Raw genomic sequence first — 23,768 nt, forward strand, 5'->3', positions numbered from 1 at the left:
CAAGCGATCCCGCCTATCTGGGTGAGGGCGTCTGGCTGGCCCGGGCGCAAGCGGCCCAGACCGGGTGGGTGCTGGCCACCCCGAGTAGCGCCCTCACGGCAGGGGAGCTGCCGGTCAGCGCCATGCTGCTGCTGTGCGCCGCAGATAGCAGCCATCTGCCGCAACTGGAGAATCTGGCCAAACTGGCGGCTGCCGGTCAGCTGGCGACGCTGGCGGGCAATGACGCTCTGGCCATGCTGCAAGCTGGTCCTGCGAGTGGTCTTTCCGAAACCTTTACCATCATCAACCCCCACGGTCTGCACGCCCGTCCGGGCGCCATGCTGGTCAAGGTGGCCAAAGAGTTTGCATCCGACATCCGGGTTGCCAATCTGGATGGCAGCGGCGAGGCAGTCTCCGCCAAGAGCCTGATGAAAGTGATCGGCCTTGGCGTCAAGTGCGGTCACCGTCTGGCATTTCGTGCCGAAGGGGCAGATGCCGAAGCGGCCCTCAAGGGGATCGGTGAGGCGATCGCCGCTGGTCTCGGCGAGGGGGCGCATTGATGAAGATTGTTACCATCACCCTCAACCCGGCCCTTGATCTCACTACTCGCCTTGAGGCGATGAGCCTTGGTGAGGTCAATCTGGTGAGCGAGGCTAACCTGCGTGCCGCAGGCAAGGGGATCAACGTCGCCATGGTGCTCAAGGACTTGGGCCGCGAGGTGGGCGTCACCGGTTGGCTGGGCGCTGACAATGAACAGAGTTTTGTCTCCCTGTTTGCCGAGCGAGCGCTGGATGATCACTTTGTGCGCGTGGCGGGCAGCACCCGCATCAACGTCAAGATCTCCGAGCAGTCTGGTCGGGTCACCGATCTCAACCTGCCGGGGCTCACCATCGAGCAAGGGGAGGTGAGCGCGCTGGAGCAGGCCATCGACCAATTGGCTGCGCATGCTGAGTGGTTCGTGCTGGCGGGCAGCCTGCCCAAAGGGGTGGCCCCCGATTACTGTGCCCATCTGATCCGCCTGCTCAAGGCCAAGGGCAAGCAGGTGATCTTCGATTGCAGCGGTGCGGCTTTAAGCGAAGGGATCAAGGCGGCGCCGACTCTGGTCAAACCCAATCTGGAGGAGCTGAGCCAGTGGGCGGGTCGCCCCATCAAGACCCTGAGCGAGCAGGCCGAGTGTGCCCGCGCGCTGCAGGCAAGCGGCATCCCCAACGTGGTCATATCCAACGGCGCCGACGGCCTTATCTGGTTTGCCCCGGATGCCGTCTGGCAGGCCATTCCACCGCGGATGCAGGTGGTCAGCACGGTCGGTGCTGGCGACTCCCTGGTGGCCGGTCTCGCCCATGGTCTCAGCCTTGGCTGGGCGCCGGAGCAGACCCTGCGGCTGGCCACTGCCGTCTCAGCCTTGGCGGTCAGTCAGGTGGCGGTAGGCTTTGACGATATCAATGTGCTCAATCCTTTACTTGAACAGGTGCGCGTAGAGCGTCTGGATGTGCTGGCACCGGTTCAGTGCAATACCCCCTCAATGGAAAACTCAGGAGATGCCCAATGAAAGCAATCTTGGTTACGGCTTGCCCGGCGGGCATTGCTACCAGCTTTCTCGCTGCAAAACGGATAGAACAGCAGGCCAAACAGGCTGGCTGGGAACTCACCCTTGACGTCGGCTCCAGCGTGCAGCCCCGCCAAGTACCGAGCAAGGAGCAGATTGCCGCCGCCGATCTGGTGGTGGTTGTCGCCAGTGCCCCGGTGGATCTCGCCGCCTATGATGGCAAGCGAGTCTATCAGGGCAGCATGGATCTCGCCCTGCAGGATCCCGCCGCCTTGCTGGAAGCAGCCACCAGCGGCGCCAGCCTCTATCGCCATCAAGCCGCACCTGCTGCCGCCAAATCGGCCGCCGCTGGCAAGCGCATCGTGGCAGTGACAGCGTGCCCGACTGGCGTTGCCCACACCTTTATGTCGGCAGAGGCGCTGGAGACCATGGCCAAACAGCTGGGTTATCAGATCCGTGTCGAGACCCAAGGCTCGGTCGGTGCCCAGAATGCCCTGACCGCCGAGGAGATTGCCGCTGCCGATCTGGTATTCCTCGCCACCGATATCGAAGTGGACATGGCGCGCTTTGACGGTAAGCCGGTCTATCGTACCAGCACGGGCGCGGCATTGAAGAAAACCCGCACCGAACTCGACAAGGCGTGGAACGAGGCGACACTCTATCGCCACAGCGGCGCCAGCCAACCCAAGAAAGAGGAAAAAGCAGGCCCCTACAAGCACCTATTGACCGGCGTCTCCTTCATGCTGCCCATGGTGGTGGCGGGCGGCCTTATCATCGCGCTCTCGTTTGTGTTCGGTATCGAAGCGTTCAAGGTGGAAGGCACCCTGGCCGCCGCTCTGATGAAGATCGGTGGTGGCTCCGCCTTTGCCCTGATGATCCCGGTGCTGGCCGGTTACATTGCCTACTCCATCGCTGACCGCCCGGGTCTCGCTCCCGGCATGATCGGCGGCATGTTGGCAAGCTCGCTGGGCGCCGGTTTCCTTGGCGGCATCGTGGCCGGTTTCCTGGCCGGTTACAGTGCCAAATACCTGAGTGACAAGGTGCGCCTGCCGACTACCCTGGAAGCGCTCAAGCCGATCCTGATTATTCCGCTGTTTGCCAGCCTCTTTACCGGCCTGGTGATGATCTACGTGGTGGGTGGCCCGGTGGCCGGCATCATGAATGCCATGACCGAGTTCCTCAACAACATGGGCTCTGCCAACGCCGTGCTGCTGGGTGTCATCATCGGTGCCATGATGTGCTTCGACATGGGCGGCCCGGTCAACAAGGCGGCCTACGCCTTCGGTGTTGGTCTGCTGGCCTCCAAAACCTACGCCCCGATGGCAGCGGTGATGGCCGCCGGTATGGTGCCGGCGCTAGGCATGGGCATCGCCACCTTCCTGGCCCGCACCAAGTTCATCAAGGCGGAGCAGGAAGCGGGCAAGGCCTCCTTCGTGCTGGGTCTGTGCTTTATCTCCGAGGGGGCCATTCCGTTTGCCGCCAAGGATCCGATGCGGGTTATCCCGGCCTGTATGGTGGGCGGCGCCCTGACCGGTGCGCTCTCCATGCTGTTCGGCTGTGAGCTGATGGCACCCCACGGCGGCCTGTTCGTGCTCTTTATCCCGCACGCCATCAGCAACGTCATGATGTATATCGTGGCGATTGCGGCGGGCTCGCTGTTGACCGGTGTCTCCTACGCCATGCTCAAGCGCGGTGAAGAGCAGGCCAAGCTGGCAACAGCCTGATAGTCATTCCACTTTCAAAGCAAGCAGTTCAATGCCGCCCGGTTGCAAAGCCGGGCGGCATTTTTATATGCCTTTTAAACAGAATCGTTGAGCCGCTGTTACTGAAGTCTCGCGTATCAGGGCCAGCGTCAGGCTCAGTTTCAACACTTGATTCTGTGGGGAAGGGCCGTAACCAATATCCCATGTATAGATTGTGCTGCCGCTAGGATAGGGGGAAACTGGCGAGCTTTCGGGAAGCAAATCTGTATCAGCGACAGTTACCTATATGTACATCTGTGTAGATGCAACCTGAGTTGATCATCAGTTGAACAAGACCTGAGGCAGGTTTGCTATATGACGAACCTCCCCATTTCTGCGAAAGGAGGATTCAGGTTTCGGTACAACCGAATGCCCTGGTTGACAAGTATGCATTGAACCAGAGGGTCCCATATCAAATGAATCTTGAACCCCACACCAGCCCATTGCAGACCGTCATCTATACAACTTTTTGTATGCCAACAAACAAAATTTTAAACAGACAAAATCAGTTGGCCTCATGCTGAACATAAACGCTGAAAAACTGGCATTCTCTGTTACGTGAAAAAGTAAACATGAGTTAACGCAGTGTTCAATGATAGAGAGATAACAGACAAAGCGGCTTTGCAGAGCATGGGTATTAATGTGTCTGTGAGTGCACAGGGGAAAAGAGAAATAAAAAAGCCACACCGGTTGGTGTGGCTTTTGTTTAGGGGGTCAACCCGGGTTGCTTAGGGGCGACCGGCCGGGCAGGTGGCCACGTTGACGGCGGCAGTGCTGCCACCATGACGACCTGATGTGCTCACTTCGTTGCGTACCAGCGGCGGGTAGTTAACCGGCTCACGAGCAGGCAGGGCAGGGGCTTCGGCAGGGGTTGCCATCGGGGCGGATGCTTTGCGGGCACGAGCCAGCAGGCCAGCACCGTGAGCTACCTGTTTGGTAACGACCGGAGTCTCTTCCACCGCAACCGCAGCGACAGGAGCCGGGGCTTCGACAACAGCAACTGGCATTTCGACTGCAGCCGGTGCAGCTTCCACGACAGGATTGCTGACAGCAGGGGCTTCTTCAACAACCGGCGAAGTTTCAACGACTTCAGTGGCAGCCATGTTGACAGCCGGAGCGGCGACAACGACAACTTCCGGCTCTGCTGGCACTACGACCTCAGCGAAAGATTCAACAACCGGGCTAGCGATCACATCGGCTTGAGTTGCTTCAACCTGGGCAGCAGCCTGCTCGGCAGCTTCTTCAGCAACGGCTTCGACAACCACATGCTCGGTCAGTGCCGCAGAGGCTTGCAGGGCTGCAGCGACGGCTTCAGCGCTCGGGATGGTAACAACAGGCACTACCGGCTCTTCAACCTGCGCTTTGGCAATATCTGCCTGGGCTGCGGTGGTCAGAGTGGTAGTATCTTGCTGTTCTTCGTCACGCTGGCTGCGGGCATCTTCGTTGATGCGCTTGCGGCGCTGGCCTTCGATACGCTGGCTGCGCGGAGTGCGGCGTGAACGGCGCTGGCCTTCACTCTGCTCTTCCTGCTCGTTACCCACGGTAGCATCGATCACTTCAGCTTGCGCTGGTACTTCGTCAACCGGCAGGGCAGGGGTGTCAGCAGCGGCGACATCGACGCGGATCTGCTTGCGCAGTTGGCGACGTTCGCGGCGCTCGGCCACTTTCTGCTCTTTCTCCTGACGTGGCTGGGCGACAGTTGCATCAACGGCGTCTACCGCTTCAACAACGACTTCGGCGCGTGGCTCACGGGGAGCACGAGGTTCACGGGCCGGACGTGGCGCACGTTCCTGACGCGGTTCGCGAGGCTCTCGCTCCTGACGGGGTTCACGTTCCATGCGCTGTTCGCTGCGCACTTCGCCACGAGCTTCACGCTCCTGACGAGGCTCGCGCTCTTTACGTGGACGGCGATTGCGGTTTTCACCGGCTTCGCGGTTGCCACCTTCACGCTTCTCGCCAGCTTCCGCATTGTTGCGGTTGCCACGATTGTCGTCACGACGAGGACGCTGACCACGGCCACGGCCTTCTTCGCGCTGGTGACGTTGACCTTCATCCTTGCGTGCTTCACGAGCTGCAGGTTTCTCGGTGGGTGCTTTCACGTCGGCAGGGGCTGCATCGCTGCTGAACAGGCCGGTAATACCTTTGATCAGCTTGCTGAAGAAGCCGGCTTCGGCAGGGGCCGCAGCAACGGGTGCCGCCGGCTGTTGCGGCGCAACAGGGGCAGGTTGTGCCGGTTGGGCAAAGCCTTGCAGCAGCGGTTGCTCACGCTCGATCACCTGAGCTTGCTTCGGTTGGTAGACCGGCTTGGCAATCTCGGTTTTCAGCTCGTAGCTGGCCGCTTCCGGGATCTCGTTCTGACGAATGCGGGTTACTTCGTAGTGCGGGGTTTCCAGATGCTGGTTCGGAATGATGTAAACACGCACATCATTGCGCTGTTCCAGACTGGCGATGGCGGCACGCTTCTCGTTAAGCAGATAGGCGGCAACATCCACCGGCACTTGGCCGTGAACCTGCTCGGTGTTGTCCTTCATGGCCTCTTCTTCGATGAGACGCAGGATGGACAGGGCGAGAGATTCGTTGTCACGGATCACGCCCTGACCCTGGCAACGGGGGCAGATATGGCTGCTGGATTCATTGAGGGAGGGGCGCAGACGCTGGCGAGACATCTCCAGCAGACCGAAACGGGAGATCCGGCCCAGCTGGATGCGGGCACGATCCTGATGAACCGCTTCACGCAGACGGTTTTCCACTTCGCGCTGATGGCGAACCGGCGTCATGTCGATGAAGTCGATTACGATCAGGCCACCCAGGTCGCGCAGACGCAATTGACGGGCAATTTCGTCGGCGGCTTCTAGGTTGGTTTGCAGCGCCGTCTCTTCGATATCGCCGCCCTTGGTGGCGCGGGAGGAGTTGATATCGATGGAGGTCAGCGCTTCGGTCGGATCGATAACGATACTGCCGCCGGAGGGGAGGCGCACTTCACGCTGGAAGGCTGATTCGATCTGGCTCTCAATCTGGAAGTGGTTGAACAGGGCAACTTCACCCTTGTACAGCTTCACGCGGTTGAGGAAATCGGGACGTACCAGCTCGATATGGGCCTTGGCGCGTTCGAAAATCACCGGATTGTCGATCAGGATCTCGCCCACATCGCGACGCAGATAGTCACGGATGGCACGCACGATGACGTTGCTTTCCTGGTGGATCAGTACCGGCGCGGCGCGCTCCTGAGAGGCTTTGTGGATGGAGTCCCAGTGGTTGAGCAGAACGTTCAGATCCCATTCCAGCTCTTCTGGCGACTTGCCCACACCGGCGGTGCGCACGATCAGGCCCATGCCTTCCGGCACGGTCAAACCACTCAGGGCTTCTTTCAGTTCAGTCCGCTCATCACCCTCGATGCGGCGGGAGATACCACCGGCACGGGGGTTGTTGGGCATCAGTACCAGGTAGCTACCTGCCAGGCTGATAAAGGTGGTGAGGGCTGCACCCTTGGTGCCACGCTCTTCCTTGTCGATCTGGACGATAACTTCCTGACCTTCGCGGACCACTTCTTTGATGTTGGGACGACCCTGATAGGAGTAACCGGAGGGGAAGTAATTGCGGGCGATCTCCTTCAACGGCAGGAAACCGTGGCGCTCGGCGCCGTAGTCAACAAAAGCAGCTTCAAGGCTGGGTTCTACGCGGGTGATCTTACCCTTGTAAATGTTCGCTTTCTTCTGCTCGTGTCCCGGACTTTCAATATCCAAATCGTAGAGCTGTTGTCCGTCAACCAGCGCTACGCGCAACTCCTCTTCTTGAGTTGCGTTGATAAGCATTCTTTTCATTGAGTTCTCATTATTGTGTCATTTTGATTTCCTCCATCTGGGTCCTGCCAGCGCCGGCCTCGGGTCTTCAGCATACTGGGGCAACCTCCCGGTTGGGGTATGCATGAGGCGCAAACTAAGGGCGTTCTGGTCATCACTTCTCGAGAAGGAATGAATAAGGATGCCGAAATGGAGACAAATAAACGGTGATGTTTGTGTTCTCCATGCGTTGTACCTCGCACCCGGGAACCGTCATGTTCTTGTATACACGGTGTTTCGGGATTGGGTGGCATACTTTTTGGCCACTTAGTACAAGGCTTGAACACAATGACAAAACCTTGTTTATTATCCCATTTAAACCTCTTTTATAGCAAGGCGCCATTTTTCAACAAACCATGCAGCCAAGGGGCGCTGGCAGTGTTAAAATCCGCGCCATGACACAGATACAACAACAAGTGCAGCTGCTCACCATCGAAGCTGAGCATGACGGGCAGCGCATCGACAATTTTCTCAAGACTCAGCTAAAGGGCGTCCCCAAGAGCCTGATCTATCGCATCCTTCGTAAAGGCGAAGTGCGAGTAAACAAAAAGCGCATCAAACCGGAGTACAAACTCTGCGCAGGTGACGAGGTGCGGGTACCCCCCGTGCGCGTTGCCGAGAAGAATGAGCTGCCTTCAGCCAACCTCGGGGTTATCCAGCGTCTGGAGAGCCAGATCCTGTTCGAAGACGATGCCATGATCGTGCTGAACAAGCCCTCCGGCATGGCAGTACACGGTGGCAGCGGTCTGAGCTTTGGCGTGATTGAAGGGCTGCGCGCCCTGCGTCCGGAAGCCCGCTTCCTTGAACTGGTTCATCGACTGGATCGCGACACCTCTGGGGTATTGCTGGTTGCCAAAAAACGCAGCGCCCTGCGCAGCCTGCATGAGCAGTTGCGCGTCAAGACCATGCGCAAGCAGTATCTGGCGCTGGTGCGTGGCAAGTGGCAGGCTCACGTCAAGGTGGTTAATGCGCCGCTGCGCAAAAACGATCTGCAATCCGGTGAACGGGTAGTACGGGTCAGTGCCGATGGCAAGCCCTCCGAAACCCGGTTCCGCATCGTGCGTCAATTTGCCGAAGCGACTCTGGTCGAGTGCAGCCCCATTACTGGTCGTACCCACCAGATCCGCGTGCACACCCTGCATGCCGGTCACCCGATCGCCTGTGACGATAAGTACGGTGAAGCGGCGTTTGACGAGAAAATGCGCAGCCAAGGTCTGAAACGGCTCTTTTTGCATGCTTGGAAGCTCAGCTTCACCCATCCGGCCGATGGTCGCGAAATGCAGGTAGAAGCGCCGCTGGCACCTGAGCTCGACAACTTCCTCAACGGCTTGCCACGCTGATGCAAGATATCCGGCTCGCCATTTTCGATTGGGACGGCACCCTGATGGATTCGGTAGGCCGGATTGTTGCCTGTGTGCAAGGGGCCGCCAGAGATTGTGAGCTGGCGGTACCTGCACCAGCCCAGATCCGGCAGATCATCGGATTGAGCCTTGATGTCGCCATGTCCCGTCTGTTTCCTTTAAGTAGTGGCAGTGGTAGTGCCTTTGATGAGCGCCAGATTGCCGCACTCATCGATCGCTATCGTCATCACTATCTGCACGATGCCACCCCCAGCCCGTTGTTTGCCGGGGCAGGGGAGTTGCTGCATGATTGGCGGTCACGAGGGCTGCAACTGGCCGTCGCGACCGGCAAATCACGCCGTGGGCTGGATGGGGTATTGGATGAGACCGGGCTGCGCCCGTTGTTTGTAACCAGTCGCGGGGCCGATGAGGCTCGCTCCAAGCCTGATCCGCTGATGCTTGAGCAGATCCTGGACGAGCTGGGGCTGTCACCCCGGCAGGCCGTCATGATCGGCGACTCTGTTCACGATATGGCGATGGCCGAGGCAATTGCCATGCCGCGCATTGGCGTTACTTGGGGTGTAGATAGCCGCGATGCCCTCAGTCGTCACGGGCCAGTGGCGGTGGTGGATTCTATGGCGGCTCTTCGCGGGCTGTTATAGACGCCTCTTTTTAAGAGACATCGATCTGATTGATAACAGAAGCCCGGTCTATTGACCGGGCTTTTTATATGCTCGATCTAGCTTATCTATTCGTCCGCGATCAGGGCAGGGCAATACCGTGGCGCTCCAGCAGCTCGATCAGGCCGATCAGCGGCAGACCGATCAAGGCGTTAGGATCGCGCCCTTCCAGCCCCTTGAACAGCACGATCCCCATCCCTTCGCATTTGAAACTGCCCGCACAATCGAGGGGCAGTTCAGCCTCTACATAGCGGCGAATGGCGGATTCGTCGAGATCGCGAAAGTGGACCGTAAACGGTTCAATCAATTGATGAATCTCATTGGTTGCAGCGTTAAGTACGCACAGCCCGGTGTAAAAGGTGACGCTGCGACCTTGAGCCTCCATCAGCTGGGCGATGGCATTGTCGATGGTGCCCGGTTTGCCGAGGATGTGATTATTGCAGACACACACCTGATCAGATCCGATGATCAAGCCGTGATCACGATGTTGGGCGATGGCATCAGCCTTGGCACGAGCCAGTCTGGCCACCAGCGCCTCGGCGGATTCGCCAGCCAGTGGTTGCTCATCCACATCGGGGGCGGCACATTCAAAAGGGAGACCGAGCTTCTCCAGCAGGGCTTTGCGATAGCGAGAAGTTGAGGCGAGGAGCAGATTCTGTGGCATAATCGAGTTACCGATGAAAGCGAGTACCGGCATTCTAGGGACTTGTGACGTTAAAATCATCGGCGGTAAGGACTTTTTCCTTTGACTATCAGTTGTTGGACCTATATTATTCGCGCCCTATGCAAAAGGTGAAGTTGCCCGTTAAGGTTGATCCAGTCCGTAGTGCCTTGAAGCTGCTCGATTACATCGGGATAGTGGAAAAGTCGCAGATGCCCAGGCTGGAGGAATCAACCGCTGGCTTGCAGAGTGATATCGATGTATCACTGCACTTTGGCAAAGATGTCCAGAAGTTGACCGTTATGAAAGGCACTGCCCATGCCAAGGTTGACCTGGTTTGCCAACGTTGCGGAGAGACATTCGAACACCTCTGTGAAGCTGAATTTATCTACACTCCGCTGTTCGAAAGAACAAACGAGGAAGAACTGCCGGAAGCTTATGAGCCCATTGAGTTGGACGAAAACGGCGAGATAGATCTTCATCAAATCCTGGAGGATGAACTCATCCTCTCGTTGCCTCAAGTCGCAATGCATTCTCTGGATGCATGCCCGAGAGGAAACATGGAGATGACCTGGGGTGAAATCGAACCTGCTGATGAGCGGCCGAATCCCTTTGCAGTTCTTGAAGAGCTTAAACGTAAGTGAATTTAGGAGTTAGCCTACAATGGCCGTACAACAGAACCGTAAAACCCGTGCCAAGCGTGGCATGCGTCGTTCCCACGATGCGCTGACCACCGCTGCCCTGACTGTTGATCAGACCAGTGGCGAAATTCATCGTCGTCACCACGTGACTGCCGATGGTTTCTACCGCGGTAAAAAGGTAATCGCTTAAGGATTGCCTTTGTCTACGCAAACTGTCGCGCTAGACATCATGGGGGGAGATATTGGCCCCTCGGAAACAGTGCCTGCCGCCGTGCAGGCACTGTCTCTTTTACCCCAGTTAAAACTGATCCTGGTCGGCGACCAGCACCAGACCTCCTCTCTGCTGCAGCAACATGGTTTGCTAAATCATCCCCGAGTCCGTTTTGTACATGCATCCCAAGTGGTTGGCATGGGCGATAAACCGATCGTGGCGCTGCGAACTCTGAAAGACTCCTCCATGCGGGTGGTACTCAATCTGGTGAAAGCCGGTGAGGCCGATGCTTGCGTCAGTGCCGGCAATACCGGAGCGCTGATGGCGATGGCCAAGTGCGTGCTCAAATCCTTGCCAGGGGTAGACAGACCCGCCCTCATCAAGGCGTTGCCGACATTGAGTGGCAAACGTACCGTGATGCTGGATCTCGGCGCCAACGTCAGTTGCGATGCGGATACCTTGCTGCAGTTTGCCGTGATGGGCTCTGTGGTGGCCGAAAAGGTAGAAGGCATTGCATCCCCCCGTGTTGCTTTGCTCAACATCGGCGAGGAGGAGATCAAGGGCAACGATCTGGTGCGCCACAGCGCCGAATTGTTGCGTCAGTGCCACGCGCTCAATTATGTCGGGTTTGTCGAAGGGGATCGCATCTTCAGCGGCGACAGCGACGTGATCGTCTGCGACGGTTTTGTCGGCAATGTCGCCCTCAAGACGGCAGAAGGGGTGGTGCGGATGATGGCCCAGCTGGCCGGATATCCCCGCAAGAAACGCACTTTTCTTGGCCGGATCGCCGGATTTATGTTCAAACGGCGTTTTTCTTACCTGAACCCCGACCAGTATAACGGGGCAAGTCTGTTAGGATTGCGCGGCATTGTGGTAAAAAGTCATGGGCGGGCCGAACGGCGCGCTCTGTGTAATGCGATCCTGCTGGCCGCACAAGAGGCCAAACATCAACTTCCACTGCAAATAGCAGATCGCCTTGAAGCTGTCTTCTCTGACAGGGATCTATAAGAACTCTATGCATAGCAAAATTCTGGGTACTGGCAGCTACCTGCCGAGTTCAGTGCGTACCAACGCCGATCTCGAGCAGATGGTTGAGACCAGTGATGAGTGGATCGTGGAACGCACCGGTATCCGTGAGCGCCGTATTGCCGGGGCTGACGAAACCGTTGCCACCCTCTCTTACCAGGCCGCCCTGCGCGCCCTGGAGTCAGCCGGCCTGACCGCTGCCGATCTCGATATGATAGTGCTGGCCACCACCAGTGCTGAAAATGCCTTCCCGGCTGCTGCCTGCGAGCTGCAGGGGCTGCTCGGTGTTCCGGGCATTCCTGCCTTTGACGTGGCTGCAGCCTGCGCAGGTTTCACCTACGCACTCTCCATTGCCGATCAGTTCGTCAAATCCGGCGCTGCCCGCCATGTGCTGGTCGTCGGGGCCGATGTGCTTTCCCGCATGTGCGATCCGCAAGATCGCGGCACCATCATCCTGTTTGGTGATGGGGCAGGGGCTGTGATTGTCGGTGCCAGCGAGACGCCGGGCATCCTCTCTACCCATCTCCATGCCGATGGCCGTTATGGCGAGCTGCTCAAGCTGCCGCAACCCCGTCGCGGCATGCCAGGGGCCGAGCTTGAAGCCTACATGTACATGAAGGGCAACGATGTCTTCAAGGTCGCGGTCACCCGTCTGAGCGAGATCGTAACCGAAACCCTGGCCGCTGCTGGCATTGAGCCGAGCGAGCTGGACTGGCTGGTGCCCCATCAAGCCAACTTCCGCATCATCAGCGCCACCGCCAAGAAGTTGGGTATGAGCCTCGATAAAGTGGTGCTGACCCTCGACAAGCACGGCAATACCTCTGCCGCTTCCGTTCCGGTTGCCTTCGATGAAGGGGTACGAGATGGCCGGATCAAACCGGGTCAGCTGGTACTGCTGGAGGCCTTCGGCGGCGGTTTTGCCTGGGGCTCGGCGCTGGTTCGACTCTGATCTTCGGCGGGATGGTATCTCCATCATCCCGTCACCGATTTCATTTTTGTCTTATCTAAAAGGAATCAATGATGACCCAATTTGCCATTGCCTTCCCGGGACAAGGTTCCCAGTCCGTTGGCATGCTGACCGAGCTGGCCGAACAACATGCCGTGATCAAGGAGACCTTCGCCGAGGCGAGTCAGGTGCTGGGTTATGACCTGTTTGCCCTGGTGATGGATGGTCCGGTTGAAGATCTGAACAAAACCTGGCGCACCCAGCCTGCGCTGCTGACTGCCTCTGTCGCCCTGTGGCGCCTGTGGCAACAGCAGGGTGGGGCAACGCCTGCCATGATGGCGGGTCACAGCCTGGGTGAGTATTCCGCGCTGGTTTGCAGCGGCGCACTCGATTTTGCCGATGCGGTCAAACTGGTCGAGTTGCGTGGTCTGGCCATGCAGGAAGCGGTACCGGAAGGCACCGGCGCCATGGCGGCCATCATCGGCCTTGATAACGAATCCATCGCCGCCAACTGCGAAAAAGCGGCACATGGGCAGGTGGTCTCTCCGGTCAACTTCAATTCCCCGGGCCAGGTGGTTATCGCCGGTCACAAAGAGGCCGTTGAGCGTGCCAACGTGCTGATGAAAGAGTCGGGCGCCAAGCGTGCGCTGCCGCTGCCGGTCTCCGTGCCGTCTCACTGCGCGCTGATGAAACCTGCCGCAGAAAAACTGGCAGCTGCGCTGGACGGGATCGAGATCAAGGTTCCAACCATCGCGGTCATCAATAATGTCGACGTATCCTGTGAACAGGATCCGGCCGCCATCAAGCAAGCGCTGGTACGTCAGCTGTTCAGCCCGGTTCGTTGGACCGAGACTGTCGAGCAGATGGCCAACGAGGGGGTTACCCTCGAGATCGAGATGGGACCGGGCAAAGTGTTGACCGGGCTCGCCAAGCGCATCGACAAGCGCGTGGAAGGTATTCACGCCAACGATGCCGCCTCTTTCGAGCAGGCGCTGGCCCAGATCAAGTAAACAGGAGCAAGTGATGAGCTTTACCGATAAGGTTGTGTTGGTGACCGGTGCCAGTCGTGGCATCGGCCGTGCGATTGCCGAAACATTCGTGGCCCGTGGCGCGAAAGTGGTCGGTACGGCGACCAGCGAGAGCGGTGCCGAGGCGATCAGCGCCTATCTGGGTGACAATGGCTGCGGCATGGCACTGAACGTGACCAGCCAGGAATCCATCGAAGCCGTCTTCGCCGCCATCAAGGCGCGCTTTGGCGACATCGACATCCTGATCAACAACGCGGGGATCACCCGTGACAACCTGTTGATGCGGATGAAAGATGACGAGTGGAACGAGATCATCGATACCAATCTGACCTCGCTTTACCGTCTGAGCAAACCGGTGTTGCGTGCCATGATGAAGAAACGTCACGGTCGCATCATCAGCATTGGCTCCGTGGTGGGAACCATGGGCAATGCCGGTCAGGTCAACTATGCTGCCGCCAAGGCCGGTCTGGTTGGTTTTACCAAATCGTTGGCGCGGGAAGTGGCATCCCGTGGTATCACAGTGAACGCGGTTGCTCCCGGTTTCATCGAAACCGACATGACCCGTGCCCTGAATGACGATCAACGTGCCGGCATCATGAGTCAGGTGCCTGCCGCCCGTTTGGGTGATCCAAAAGAAATTGCCGCAGCTGTGGTATTCTTGGCTTCTGATGAAGCAGCCTATATCACCGGCGAAACCCTGCATGTTAATGGCGGGATGTACATGGTGTAATCAATTTGTCGTAAGATCTGTTCAAATTTGCGATAGTACGCCGAAGTTTGGCACATTTCGTGGTTTGACCAGCGGCAAGCTACTTGCAAACTCACGTCAATTGAATAAACTACCCCAACCAGACGCAAATAGCGTATTTTTAAAGGAAAATTCAGGTCATGAGCAACATCGAAGAACGCGTAAAGAAAATCATCATCGAACAACTGGGTGTTAAAGAGGAAGACGTTAAGAACGCTGCCTCCTTCGTCGACGACCTGGGCGCTGACTCTTTGGATACCGTTGAACTGGTAATGGCGCTGGAAGAAGAATTCGATACCGAAATTCCTGATGAAGAAGCCGAAAAGATCACCACTGTTCAAGCGGCTATCGACTACATCACCGCTAATCAGGAATAAGTTCCTGTTCTAAGAGAAGCGGCCCAAGGGCCGCTTCTTTTGTATTTGTTCCCTTTCAAAACACCTCTCGGAGACTACCTCAGTGTCAAAACGCAGAGTCGTGGTGACCGGCTTGGGGATGCTTTCCCCGGTGGGTAACACTGCCGAATCCAGCTGGCAAGCACTGCTCAACGGGCAGAGCGGCATTTCCCTTATCGAACATTTTGATGCCAGCGAGTTTGCAACCCGCTTCGCAGGTCTGGTCAAGGATTTCGATCCAGAGCAGTACGGTATCAACCGTAAAGACGCTCGCAAAATGGATCTCTTCATTCAATACGGCATCGCGGCCGGTATGCAGGCGCTGGATGATTCCGGCCTGACCATCAATGAAGAGAATGCCGAGCGTGTCGGCGTGGCGATTGGCTCCGGTATCGGCGGTCTGGGTCTGATTGAACAGAACCACGAAAGTTTGGTCAACGGCGGCCCGCGCAAGATCAGTCCCTTCTTCGTTCCGTCCACCATCATCAATATGGTGTCCGGTCATCTCTCCATCATGAAAGGTATGCAAGGGCCGAACATCGCCGTGACGACCGCCTGTACCACTGGTACCCATGCCATCGGCATGGCTGGCCGGATGATCGCTTACGGTGATGCCGACGTGATGGTCGCCGGCGGTGCCGAGAAAGCCTCCACCGCGATGGGGATGGGTGGTTTTGCTGCCGCCAAGGCACTCTCCAACCGCAACGACGAGCCGCAAAAAGCGAGCCGTCCGTGGGATAAGGATCGCGACGGTTTCGTGCTGGGTGACGGTGCCGGTGTACTGGTGCTGGAAGAGTACGAACACGCCAAGGCCCGTGGCGCCAAGATCTACGCCGAGCTGGTCGGTTTTGGTATGAGCGGTGACGCGTACCACATGACTGCGCCTCCTGCAGATGGCAACGGTGGTGCTCGCGCCATGAAAAATGCCATCAAGGATGCCGGCATTGCCCCCGAGCAGATTGGTTACATCAACGCGCACGGTACCTCCACCCCGCTGGGTGATGTGGCCGAGCTGCGTGGCATGAAGTCGGTGTTTGGTGAGCACGCCAAATCCCTGATGGTGAGCTCCACCAAGTCGATGACCGGTCACCTGTTGGGCGCCGCCGGTGCCATCGAGGCGATCATCACTGTGTTGGCCCTGCGTGATCAGGTGGCTCCGCCCACCATTAACCTGGACAACCCGGATGATGAGTGCGATCTGGATCTGGTACCCCATGTGGCCAAGCCAGGTAGCTTCGAGTACGCCCTTTCCAACTCGTTTGGTTTTGGCGGCACCAATGGCTCACTGATCTTCAAACGCGTATAATTTGCCGCAGGGCAAAGACACAGGCCCGATACTGCCGGTATCGGGCCTTTTTTATCGGAGGGATCCCTTTGCTTATCAATGGCATGAAGCTTGATACCATCTCGGCCCATGATCGGGGGCTGGCTTATGGTGACGGTCATTTCACCACCATGGCGGTCAGGGAGGGACGCGTGTTGCAGTGGCCTGCCCATCTGGCACGGTTGCAGCAGGCGAACAACCGGTTGGGATTGGTTGAACCGGACTGGGACCTCTTGACCCGGGAGGTTGAAGAGATGGTGGCCGACCAGCCACAATGCGTGGCCAAGGTGATCCTGACCCGTGGCGAAGGGGGGCGGGGCTATGATGGCAGCGGATGTCAGCACACAACCCGGATTGTCACTCTGGCGCCATTTCCCACTCACTATGGCCAGTGGCAACAGGAGGGGATCGAGATGGTGGTGTGCCGCCAGCGGATCGGCGATGCCCCCATGCTGGCCGGGCTTAAAACCTTGAATCGTCTGGAGCAGGTATTGCTGAAAAGCGAACTTGTCAGCCGAAATGCAGTCGAAGGGATAGTGCTTAACAGTCGCGGTTTTCTCATTGAAGGGGTCAGTGCCAATCTGTTTTGGCGTCGGGGCAAGACGGTGTTTACGCCCGATCTCGCCCGCGGTGGTGTCGATGGCATCATGCGCCGCCAGGTGATGGCGATGCTGAAACAGATGAGTATTGAGTTGCGTGTGGTAGAGGCTCCGCTGGAGTCACTATGGCAGGCGGAAGAGGTGTGGCTCACCAATACCCTGATGGGGATCGTGCCGGTCAATGGCATAGAGGATATTCACTATCCCCCAGCGGTATTGAGTCGCCGTTTACAGGAGCGTTTGGTCATTGAAGTTTAATCGGCTTTACACCCTGCTCGCGGGGGCGGCACTGACGGTAGCCGCTGCCGGGGGTTATGTACATTACAAATGGCAGCAGGTAGAGACGCTCACCAACAAGGGGCCGACCCGGCTCTTTACGGTGGAGAAGGGCGCCCATGCGGCGCGCCTCATCGCCGAACTGGGTGAGGGGGAAACCAGCCCCTGGGCGGTGCGGCTCTGGCTGCGCAGCCATCCCGAACTGGTGGCCATCAAATCGGGCACCTACGAAATCAAGGAAGGGGCCCCTCTCAAGGAGACCCTTTCCCTGTTCGCATCGGGCAAGGAGTTTCACTTCAGCCTCACCTTCGTCGAAGGTTCCCGTTTCGAGGATTGGCAGAAGCAACTCTCCAGCGCCCCATATCTTGAGCGGTTGACCGTCGAGCAATCAGAAGCCGACCTGGCGCAGGAGCTCGGCATCGAGAATGGCAAGCTGGAGGGGTGGTTCCTGCCGGAAACCTACGCCTATACCACCCATGCCAGCGATCTCTCGATCCTGCGTCGTGCCCATCAGGATATGGAGACTTTCCTGCAGCAGAGCTGGGAGAAACGTCAGGCCAACCTGCCTTACAAGACCCCCTACGAGGCGTTGATCATGGCCTCCATCATCGAGAAAGAGACCGGTCAGCCGGACGAGCGGGCACAGATCGCCTCGGTGTTTGTCAATCGTCTGCGTCTGGGCATGAAGTTGCAAACCGATCCCACCGTCATTTACGGGGTGAAGGATCGCTACGATGGCAACATTCGCCGCAGCGATCTGACCGACAAGAATCCCTACAACACCTATGTGATCGACGGTCTGCCGCCCACGCCTATTGCCATGCCGGGCAAGGCCTCCATCGAAGCTGCGCTTAACCCCAAATCGACCGATTATCTCTACTTTGTCGCCAAGGGGGGCGGTGCCCACTATTTCTCCAAGACCCTCGATGAACACAATCGGGCGGTTCGCGAATACATATTGAAGAAACCCTAATGTCTAAATTTATTGTGATCGAAGGATTGGAAGGGGCAGGGAAGAGCTCGGCCGTTCGTTATGTGACCGACTATCTGCAGCGCCACGGCATCAACCGGATCGAGTGCACCCGCGAGCCAGGTGGTACGCCGCTGGCCGAGCGGATGCGGGCCATCGTCAAAGAGGTGCACGACGAGCGCCTCACCATCGAGGCGGAATTGCTGCTGATGTATGCCTCCCGGGTACAACTGGTGGAGACCCGCATCAAACCCGCACTGGCCGACGGTGTCTGGGTGGTGGGGGATCGCCACGATCTCTCCTCCCAGGCCTATCAGGGTGGCGGCCGTGGTATCGATGCCCAGCTTATCGGTGCCATCAAGCAGGCGGTGCTTGGCAATTTCAAGCCGGATCTCACCCTCTATCTCGATATCGATCCTGCCCTTGGCTTGCAGCGTGCTCGCCATCGTGGCGAGCTGGATCGCATCGAACTGGAGCAACTGAGCTTCTTCGAGCGTACCCGAACTCGTTATCTCGAACTGGCCGCCAAGGATGATTCCATTGTGGTGATCGATGCGGCGCAAACGCCGGAACAGGTCAAAGCTGCCATCGAGCGTGCATTGGATCACTATCTGTCGAACGAGCCGCTATGTATCCCTGGCTGATCCCCGACTGGCATGCCCTGAGCCAGACGGCCCAGTCCGGTCGTCTCGGCCACGCCTGGTTGTTGCTGGGCGATCCCGGTCTTGGCAAGGAGCAACTGGCTGAGCGGCTGGCGCGTTTGCACCTTTGCCAACAACCGGATCGTGGAGAACCGTGTGGTCAGTGCCACTCCTGCCAGCTGTTTGACAAGGGCAACCACCCGGATCTCGGCACCATAACGCGCGACAGCAAGACCATCGGGGTCGAGGCCATTCGCGAGATCTGCACCCGGCTACAGGGCTCTGCCCAGCTCGGCCGTGGCAAGGTGGTGATCATTCCTGATGCGGAGCGGATGACCGAATCGGCAGCCAATGCCCTGTTGAAAACCCTGGAAGAGCCGGCCGGCGACAGCTTGCTGTTGCTGATTGCCTCCCAGGTTTCCCGGTTGCTTCCCACCATTCTCAGTCGCTGTCACAAACATGTCTGTCAGTTGCCTGCGGAAGGGGAAACAGTACGCTGGTTGGCCGAGCAGGGTCATCAGGCCACTCTGGCTCAGGTGCGGATCTGTCAGGGGGCCCCGCTGCGGGTACTCGACTATATCGAGCAGCAACAGGACGGTACTCGCCGCGAACTGCTGGAACAGTTTGTCGCCCTGAGTCAAAGTCCGGTCAAGGCGACGGCATTGTGCAGCCAGCTTGGTCAGGAGACGCAGGTCAGGTTGCACTGGTTGCAGCTCTTCTTGTGCGATGCCCTGAAAACCCAGGCCGGATGTGGTCACCATCTGCTGGCAATGCCTGATCTGGCCATCTTGAGTCAACGGTTGGCGGAGCAGCACTCCAGCGAAAAACTGCTGGAGGCAGAACAAGATCTGGTTGCCCTGAAAGCGGCATGTCAGCCGGGTCAGCTCTCCAATCCCACCATCCATCTGATGAACTGGCTCAGTCGCTGGTTATAAGTACCGACAAGCAGAAAGGTTTTATATGTTACTCGTTGATTCCCACTGTCATCTCGATCGCCTCAGCTATGGCAGCAAGCAGACCAGCTTGGCTGATGTACTGGCAAAGGCCGCGAAACTGGACGTGGGATATTTTCTCTGTGTCAGTGTGACTCAGGCAAAGTTCCCGACCATGCTCGAGGCGATCGCTCCCTATCCCCAGGTGTTTGCCTCCTGCGGGGTACACCCGCTCAATCAGGAACCCGGTGTCGATGCCGAGTTGCTGCTCAAGCAAGCTGCCGATCCACGTGTGGTGGCCATCGGTGAGACCGGTCTCGATTACTTTTACTCGCCCGAGAACAAGGACGTTCAGCAAGCCTCTTTCCGCGAACATATCCGTGTTGCTCGCGCGCTGAACAAGCCGCTGATCATCCATACCCGCGATGCCCAGCAAGATACCTTGCAGATCATGCGCGAAGAGGGTGCGGATCAGGTTGGCGGTGTGCTGCACTGCTTCACCGAATCCCTCGAAATGGCGCAAGCTGCGATGGCGATGGGGTTCTATATCTCCATCTCCGGGATCGCCACCTTCAAAAATGCGTCCGCCCTGCAAGAGGTGGTCAAGGCTCTGCCCCTCGACAGATTGCTGGTCGAGACCGACTCGCCCTATCTTGCCCCCGTGCCGCATCGGGGGAGGGAGAACGAACCTGCCTTTGTGCGAGACGTTGCGCAGTTTATTGCCGATCTGCGTCATATTCCGCTTGATGAATTGGCAGAAGCCACCAGCCGGAATTTCTTTGAACTATTCAAACTGGCGAAAAAATAACACAGAAGCCCCGTTGCTCGGGGCTTTTTATATTTCAAATACCAAGCTGATTACCCACCTGAAAATCAACCTAGCACAACGTTATCTCTCACCCACCCATTCAACTCGTTCATCCACACAAAACTGGGTGAATGATATTCCGATGTTTCGTTTTTTCACCGTGGTTGAAGGGTATTAAAACATCAGGCTATAAGTATCGATAATATTCATTATCGATACTTGATGTATGGAAAGGATCCTGTAAGATCCTCTCAAACTTCATATGAATCATAGAGTTCCGTGGCATATCCATCCTTGTCCAATCCAGCTCATCAGTCACTGCAGACTGTTTTCGATGCACAGCTAAATAGTCGGGCACGCCGCTTTTTGCGCAGTGCAAAAGCGGATTCCACCCTCAATGCCTATCAGGCGGATACCCGTATTTTTGTCTTCTGGTGTCAATTGCACGGGCTGGATCCGCTGCAAACGACCCATCACGACATCATGAATTTTCTCGCTGATCAGGCCGACGGCGTATTAGCCAACTGGGTATGGCTGGATAAAGAGGAGGGGAAGGGGGAGCTGCGTAACGGTGAACCTCGTAAACCGGCAACCCTGGTGAGACGGCTTGCCGGGATCCGTTATGCCTTCAAGCAGAAAGGCATTCACCCCATGCCCACCGAACATCCCGAAATCAAGGAGATGATGCGCGGTATTGTCAGGTTGGGGGATAACCGTAAACGCAAAACCGGCGCCCTGACGCTGCAACCATTGACCCAGGTGCTGGATGGCATCGACACCGGTGATCTGGCTGGCTTGCGTGATCACACTCTGCTGCTCTTGATGTTCAGTGGCGCCTTGCGCCGCTCGGAAGCAGCCCGGATTGAGGTGAGCGATCTCGATTTTGTGGGGCAGGGGATCCGCCTTCGCCTCAAACCGAGCAAGCATCAGCTGCATGAAACCGAGATTGCCCTGATCCCGGGCAAGCAATATTGTCCTGTGTCGGCACTGCAAAAATGGCTACACAAAAGCCGGATCAGCGAGGGGCCGCTGTTTCGGCGCATGAACCGCTGGGGCCAACTGATGGCCGAGCCACTCGGCCCCCAGGGCATCAATCTGATGATCAAGCGGCGAACCGGCCAAACCATCGACGATCTCTACGTCAGTGGCCATAGCCTGCGCCGTGGATTTATCACCTCGGCGGTAACTGCCGGCAAGCCGATGAACAAGATCATTGAGGTGACGCGCCACAAGGATATGCGAACCCTGCAGGAGTATTTCGATGACGCCCACAAATTCTCCGATCATGCCCTTGATGGCTTGCTTTGACACAACTGCGTCACTTCGTTTTTTATGTTAAATGATATCTTGTTGATCTGATGATATATTTGCCGTGCAGCCAGCAGCCCAAGGTGGAAGGGGCATCTTCCAATGGATAATGGCATGTGATGAGAGATAACAAATCCAAAAATGGAACATCGCAAGGACATATGAGCCAAGAAATGATAGTGCGTGAAGAGCAAGAGGCGGGGCCCCAAAACAATGCCGAGCGGCAGCGCCAACATGTAAAACGCAAGCAGGAGACCCATACCCGTTTGCAATGCTGGATCAGCAATCGCCATGCCGAGCGATTGGCCGCTCTGGGTATTCATTTAGAAGACAGTCAGGCATCACTCATCGAGCAGGCGATCGATCTGCTCTACCAATATGAGCTTGGTAGAGAGCCTCCGTTTGAAAATCGAGTCGCCACACAGCTCGAAGAGACCGTCGAATAGAGCCAAGAGTGAAGTAACAGCGATACGTGAAGAGATAAAAAAAGCCAGGTACGAATTCCTTGTACCTGGCATAGGGGAATTGGCTCCTTGCAGAGCCGTGCGCTAACTGGTGTTCGGATTGCCTTAAGCTTAGACAAGGCTCAAGGCTTTTCAAGATCCGAAGAAAAGTTCAACCAGAGTGTAGGTATTTCAGACTCGTTCAAGTGCTGATGCACCGAAAGGCCCACTACGCATTGAACAGATTGTTGTCACGCACCAGCTCGCGGGGGAGGGCATTCTTGACCCGACTACCCACCCATTTCCCCATGCCCAGGGTATGCCCCTGATAGCGGACGATCACCTCGCCAGCGCCCGCATCCTGTTCTGGCCAGACGTCCCGTCCCATCATGAATTCCCGCGCATTGGCGCTATCCAGCTCGACAACACCCTTGCTCGCTTTATCGCCATAGGCCAATGCCCACTCATGAGTGAGGCGATAACCTTTCTTGAAGGTTTCGGCCAACTTGATGCCGATGCGATCGAAGCGCAACTTGCCCTGCACCTGATCAAACCGCAGAGGGAAGAGCCAGATCTCGTCATTGCGGCCAAACAGCTGACCCTGCGGTGCCACCCCAAAGTTGGCTTCAATCTCGCGCAACATGGGTTCAGCCTCTTTGGCAGGAAGCGGCGCAAAGGGGAATTTACCCAGCTTGCCCGGCTTGAACATGGTGTTGGGCACAGAGTGATGCTTGCGCAATCTGGCGACGAAAAAGCCTTCACTGTCGAAGATTTGGGGCCAAACGTGCAGGTATCCTTCGGATGTACAGGCCTGCTCTGCATGGGGGAACAGGTCTGCCAACGAGTCAAAACTCAAGGCATCGCCAAACTTGTCCAGCAGGGATTGGCAGACCGCCTGATTCTCCTGCTCACTCAAGGTACAGGTGGAGTAGACCAGCACACCACCCGGTTTCAGGGCATGGAAGGCGCTCTCAAGCAACCCTTGTTGCACTGCCGCAATCTCGTCGATGCTCTCGATGCTCCAGTTGCGCAGCGCATCTTCATCCTTGCGCACCGTACCTTCACCGGAGCAGGGGGCATCGAGCAGGATGGCATCGAATGTCTCCGGCAACCACTGGCCAAACACCTTGGCATCAAAATGGGTCATGCCCACATTGGTCACGCCGCAGCGCTGGATATTGGCGCTGAGCACTTTCAACCGGCTGCTGGAAAACTCGTTGGCAACCAGCATTCCCTGATTGTTCATCAAGGCGGCTATCTGGGTGGTCTTGGAGCCGGGGGCCGCCGCTGCATCCAGCAACATGCCATCCGCTTTGATCTTGTCGCTGGCAAAGAGTGCCATCACCGGCAGCATGGAGCTCGCTTCCTGAATGTAGAAGAGCCCGCTCAAGTGCTCGGCGGTGTTGCCAAGTGGGACAGTTTCATCACTGCGGGTCAGCCAGAAGCCGGTATCACACCAGGGGACAGGGTCGAGCTGCCAACCCAGTGGCTCCATCAGGGCGACGAAATCCGAGACGGCTATCTTCAAGGTATTGACCCGAATGCTGCGGCGCAGCGGACGTCGACAACTGGCCACAAAGTCATCCATCGAGAGATGGGCCGGCATGATGGCCGCAATGTGGCGTAAAAAGTAATCGGGAAGGAAGGTGTTGTCGTGCACTGTGCCGTCTCGTTGACCGAAAAAG

The 23,768-nt window shown here is 57.4% G+C and carries 23 protein-coding genes; 20 read left to right on the forward strand and 3 right to left on the reverse strand.

Annotated features, from left to right (window positions below; all coding sequences use genetic code 11):
- From BN1139_RS21815 to fruA, 3 genes are all read left to right on the forward strand, one after another.
- Positions 1-539: HPr family phosphocarrier protein (locus tag BN1139_RS21815; protein ID WP_238325699.1), on the forward strand; the 539-nt coding region annotated here is incomplete at its 5' end.
- The gene (gene pfkB, locus BN1139_RS16795; RefSeq protein ID WP_005351804.1) at positions 539-1,528 is read left to right on the forward strand and encodes a 1-phosphofructokinase; all 990 of its coding nucleotides are present in this window, start codon (positions 539-541) and stop codon (positions 1,526-1,528) included. The genes BN1139_RS21815 and pfkB, both read left to right, overlap by 1 nt.
- Positions 1,525-3,249 carry a PTS fructose transporter subunit IIBC gene (fruA, locus tag BN1139_RS16800; RefSeq protein ID WP_005351807.1) on the forward strand — a complete coding sequence of 575 codons (1,725 nt, stop codon included), beginning with the start codon at positions 1,525-1,527 and terminating at the stop codon, positions 3,247-3,249. The genes pfkB and fruA overlap by 4 nt, the downstream gene beginning before the upstream one ends.
- A gap of 746 nt (positions 3,250-3,995) precedes the next feature.
- Here fruA and rne read toward each other — a convergent pair.
- Positions 3,996-7,088 (reverse strand): ribonuclease E, encoded by a 3,093-nt coding sequence (gene rne / locus BN1139_RS16805; protein WP_005351813.1) that lies wholly within the window; start codon positions 7,086-7,088, stop codon positions 3,996-3,998.
- A gap of 413 nt (positions 7,089-7,501) precedes the next feature.
- On the opposite strand from rne, the gene rluC reads away from it, so the two are divergent.
- Both rluC and BN1139_RS16815 read left to right on the forward strand, forming a co-directional pair.
- The gene (gene rluC, locus BN1139_RS16810) at positions 7,502-8,446 is read left to right on the forward strand and encodes a 23S rRNA pseudouridine(955/2504/2580) synthase RluC (protein ID WP_005351815.1); all 945 of its coding nucleotides are present in this window, start codon (positions 7,502-7,504) and stop codon (positions 8,444-8,446) included.
- Positions 8,446-9,108, forward strand: a complete 663-nt coding sequence (locus tag BN1139_RS16815) for an HAD-IA family hydrolase (protein WP_005351823.1) — start codon at positions 8,446-8,448, stop codon at positions 9,106-9,108. The genes rluC and BN1139_RS16815 overlap by 1 nt, the downstream gene beginning before the upstream one ends.
- Positions 9,109-9,208: 100 nt before the next feature.
- Here the strand turns inward: BN1139_RS16815 and BN1139_RS16820 are convergent, their stop codons facing one another.
- Complete coding sequence (locus BN1139_RS16820; RefSeq protein ID WP_013723767.1) at positions 9,209-9,790, reverse strand: Maf family protein; 582 nt, start codon at positions 9,788-9,790, stop codon at positions 9,209-9,211.
- Positions 9,791-9,909: 119 nt separating this feature from the next.
- On the opposite strand from BN1139_RS16820, the gene yceD reads away from it, so the two are divergent.
- From yceD to BN1139_RS16895, 15 genes are all read left to right on the forward strand, one after another.
- Positions 9,910-10,431 (forward strand): 23S rRNA accumulation protein YceD, encoded by a 522-nt coding sequence (gene yceD, locus BN1139_RS16825; RefSeq protein ID WP_013723766.1) that lies wholly within the window; start codon positions 9,910-9,912, stop codon positions 10,429-10,431.
- 19 nt (positions 10,432-10,450) lie between these two features.
- Positions 10,451-10,618 carry a 50S ribosomal protein L32 gene (gene rpmF, locus BN1139_RS16830; protein ID WP_005300935.1) on the forward strand — a complete coding sequence of 56 codons (168 nt, stop codon included), beginning with the start codon at positions 10,451-10,453 and terminating at the stop codon, positions 10,616-10,618.
- 9 nt (positions 10,619-10,627) lie between these two features.
- Positions 10,628-11,647 (forward strand): phosphate acyltransferase PlsX, encoded by a 1,020-nt coding sequence (plsX, locus tag BN1139_RS16835; RefSeq protein ID WP_005351844.1) that lies wholly within the window; start codon positions 10,628-10,630, stop codon positions 11,645-11,647.
- Positions 11,648-11,654: 7 nt separating this feature from the next.
- Entirely contained in the window at positions 11,655-12,614 is a 960-nt protein-coding gene (locus BN1139_RS16840; protein ID WP_013723765.1) for a beta-ketoacyl-ACP synthase III, read from the forward strand.
- Between the two features lie 71 nt (positions 12,615-12,685).
- Entirely contained in the window at positions 12,686-13,621 is a 936-nt protein-coding gene (fabD, locus tag BN1139_RS16845; RefSeq protein WP_005351848.1) for an ACP S-malonyltransferase, read from the forward strand.
- A gap of 13 nt (positions 13,622-13,634) precedes the next feature.
- Positions 13,635-14,369, forward strand: a complete 735-nt coding sequence (gene fabG / locus BN1139_RS16850; RefSeq protein ID WP_005351850.1) for a 3-oxoacyl-ACP reductase FabG — start codon at positions 13,635-13,637, stop codon at positions 14,367-14,369.
- 158 nt (positions 14,370-14,527) lie between these two features.
- Complete coding sequence (gene acpP / locus BN1139_RS16855) at positions 14,528-14,764, forward strand: acyl carrier protein (RefSeq protein ID WP_005300909.1); 237 nt, start codon at positions 14,528-14,530, stop codon at positions 14,762-14,764.
- 82 nt (positions 14,765-14,846) lie between these two features.
- Positions 14,847-16,088, forward strand: a complete 1,242-nt coding sequence (gene fabF, locus BN1139_RS16860; RefSeq protein ID WP_005351854.1) for a beta-ketoacyl-ACP synthase II — start codon at positions 14,847-14,849, stop codon at positions 16,086-16,088.
- 68 nt (positions 16,089-16,156) lie between these two features.
- The gene (pabC, locus tag BN1139_RS16865) at positions 16,157-16,963 is read left to right on the forward strand and encodes an aminodeoxychorismate lyase (protein ID WP_005351856.1); all 807 of its coding nucleotides are present in this window, start codon (positions 16,157-16,159) and stop codon (positions 16,961-16,963) included.
- Entirely contained in the window at positions 16,953-17,954 is a 1,002-nt protein-coding gene (mltG, locus tag BN1139_RS16870; protein WP_005333156.1) for an endolytic transglycosylase MltG, read from the forward strand. The genes pabC and mltG overlap by 11 nt, the downstream gene beginning before the upstream one ends.
- Positions 17,954-18,595, forward strand: coding sequence for a dTMP kinase (tmk, locus tag BN1139_RS16875; protein ID WP_005345536.1), 642 nt, complete (start codon positions 17,954-17,956; stop codon positions 18,593-18,595). The genes mltG and tmk overlap by 1 nt, the downstream gene beginning before the upstream one ends.
- Positions 18,580-19,527 (forward strand): DNA polymerase III subunit delta', encoded by a 948-nt coding sequence (holB, locus tag BN1139_RS16880; RefSeq protein WP_005351859.1) that lies wholly within the window; start codon positions 18,580-18,582, stop codon positions 19,525-19,527. The genes tmk and holB overlap by 16 nt, the downstream gene beginning before the upstream one ends.
- A gap of 25 nt (positions 19,528-19,552) precedes the next feature.
- Entirely contained in the window at positions 19,553-20,332 is a 780-nt protein-coding gene (locus tag BN1139_RS16885) for a TatD family hydrolase (RefSeq protein ID WP_005351861.1), read from the forward strand.
- A 366-nt stretch (positions 20,333-20,698) separates the two neighbouring features.
- Positions 20,699-21,640, forward strand: coding sequence for a site-specific integrase (locus BN1139_RS16890; RefSeq protein WP_013723762.1), 942 nt, complete (start codon positions 20,699-20,701; stop codon positions 21,638-21,640).
- A 161-nt stretch (positions 21,641-21,801) separates the two neighbouring features.
- Complete coding sequence (locus tag BN1139_RS16895; RefSeq protein ID WP_013723761.1) at positions 21,802-22,086, forward strand: RepB family protein; 285 nt, start codon at positions 21,802-21,804, stop codon at positions 22,084-22,086.
- Between the two features lie 226 nt (positions 22,087-22,312).
- Here BN1139_RS16895 and rsmF read toward each other — a convergent pair whose 3' ends face one another.
- Complete coding sequence (gene rsmF / locus BN1139_RS16900; RefSeq protein ID WP_013723760.1) at positions 22,313-23,743, reverse strand: 16S rRNA (cytosine(1407)-C(5))-methyltransferase RsmF; 1,431 nt, start codon at positions 23,741-23,743, stop codon at positions 22,313-22,315.
- Positions 23,744-23,768: the final 25 nt, after the last annotated feature.

It is taken from the genome of Aeromonas veronii bv. veronii, assembly GCF_000820225.1.
Lineage (GTDB): Bacteria > Pseudomonadota > Gammaproteobacteria > Enterobacterales > Aeromonadaceae > Aeromonas > Aeromonas veronii.

Bases quoted from the DNA above. Each gene is read 5' to 3' on its own strand.
- pfkB (WP_005351804.1), top strand. From the start codon at position 539: ATGAAGATTGTTACCATCACCCTCAACCCGGCCCTTGATCTCACTACT.
- fruA (WP_005351807.1), top strand. From the start codon at position 1,525: ATGAAAGCAATCTTGGTTACGGCTTGCCCGGCGGGCATTGCTACCAGC.
- rne (WP_005351813.1), bottom strand. From the start codon at position 7,088: ATGAAAAGAATGCTTATCAACGCAACTCAAGAAGAGGAGTTGCGCGTA.
- rluC (WP_005351815.1), top strand. From the start codon at position 7,502: ATGACACAGATACAACAACAAGTGCAGCTGCTCACCATCGAAGCTGAG.
- BN1139_RS16815 (WP_005351823.1), top strand. From the start codon at position 8,446: ATGCAAGATATCCGGCTCGCCATTTTCGATTGGGACGGCACCCTGATG.
- BN1139_RS16820 (WP_013723767.1), bottom strand. From the start codon at position 9,790: ATGCCACAGAATCTGCTCCTCGCCTCAACTTCTCGCTATCGCAAAGCC.
- yceD (WP_013723766.1), top strand. From the start codon at position 9,910: ATGCAAAAGGTGAAGTTGCCCGTTAAGGTTGATCCAGTCCGTAGTGCC.
- rpmF (WP_005300935.1), top strand. From the start codon at position 10,451: ATGGCCGTACAACAGAACCGTAAAACCCGTGCCAAGCGTGGCATGCGT.
- BN1139_RS16840 (WP_013723765.1), top strand. From the start codon at position 11,655: ATGCATAGCAAAATTCTGGGTACTGGCAGCTACCTGCCGAGTTCAGTG.
- fabD (WP_005351848.1), top strand. From the start codon at position 12,686: ATGACCCAATTTGCCATTGCCTTCCCGGGACAAGGTTCCCAGTCCGTT.
- fabG (WP_005351850.1), top strand. From the start codon at position 13,635: ATGAGCTTTACCGATAAGGTTGTGTTGGTGACCGGTGCCAGTCGTGGC.
- acpP (WP_005300909.1), top strand. From the start codon at position 14,528: ATGAGCAACATCGAAGAACGCGTAAAGAAAATCATCATCGAACAACTG.
- tmk (WP_005345536.1), top strand. From the start codon at position 17,954: ATGTCTAAATTTATTGTGATCGAAGGATTGGAAGGGGCAGGGAAGAGC.
- holB (WP_005351859.1), top strand. From the start codon at position 18,580: ATGTATCCCTGGCTGATCCCCGACTGGCATGCCCTGAGCCAGACGGCC.
- BN1139_RS16885 (WP_005351861.1), top strand. From the start codon at position 19,553: ATGTTACTCGTTGATTCCCACTGTCATCTCGATCGCCTCAGCTATGGC.
- BN1139_RS16895 (WP_013723761.1), top strand. From the start codon at position 21,802: ATGAGCCAAGAAATGATAGTGCGTGAAGAGCAAGAGGCGGGGCCCCAA.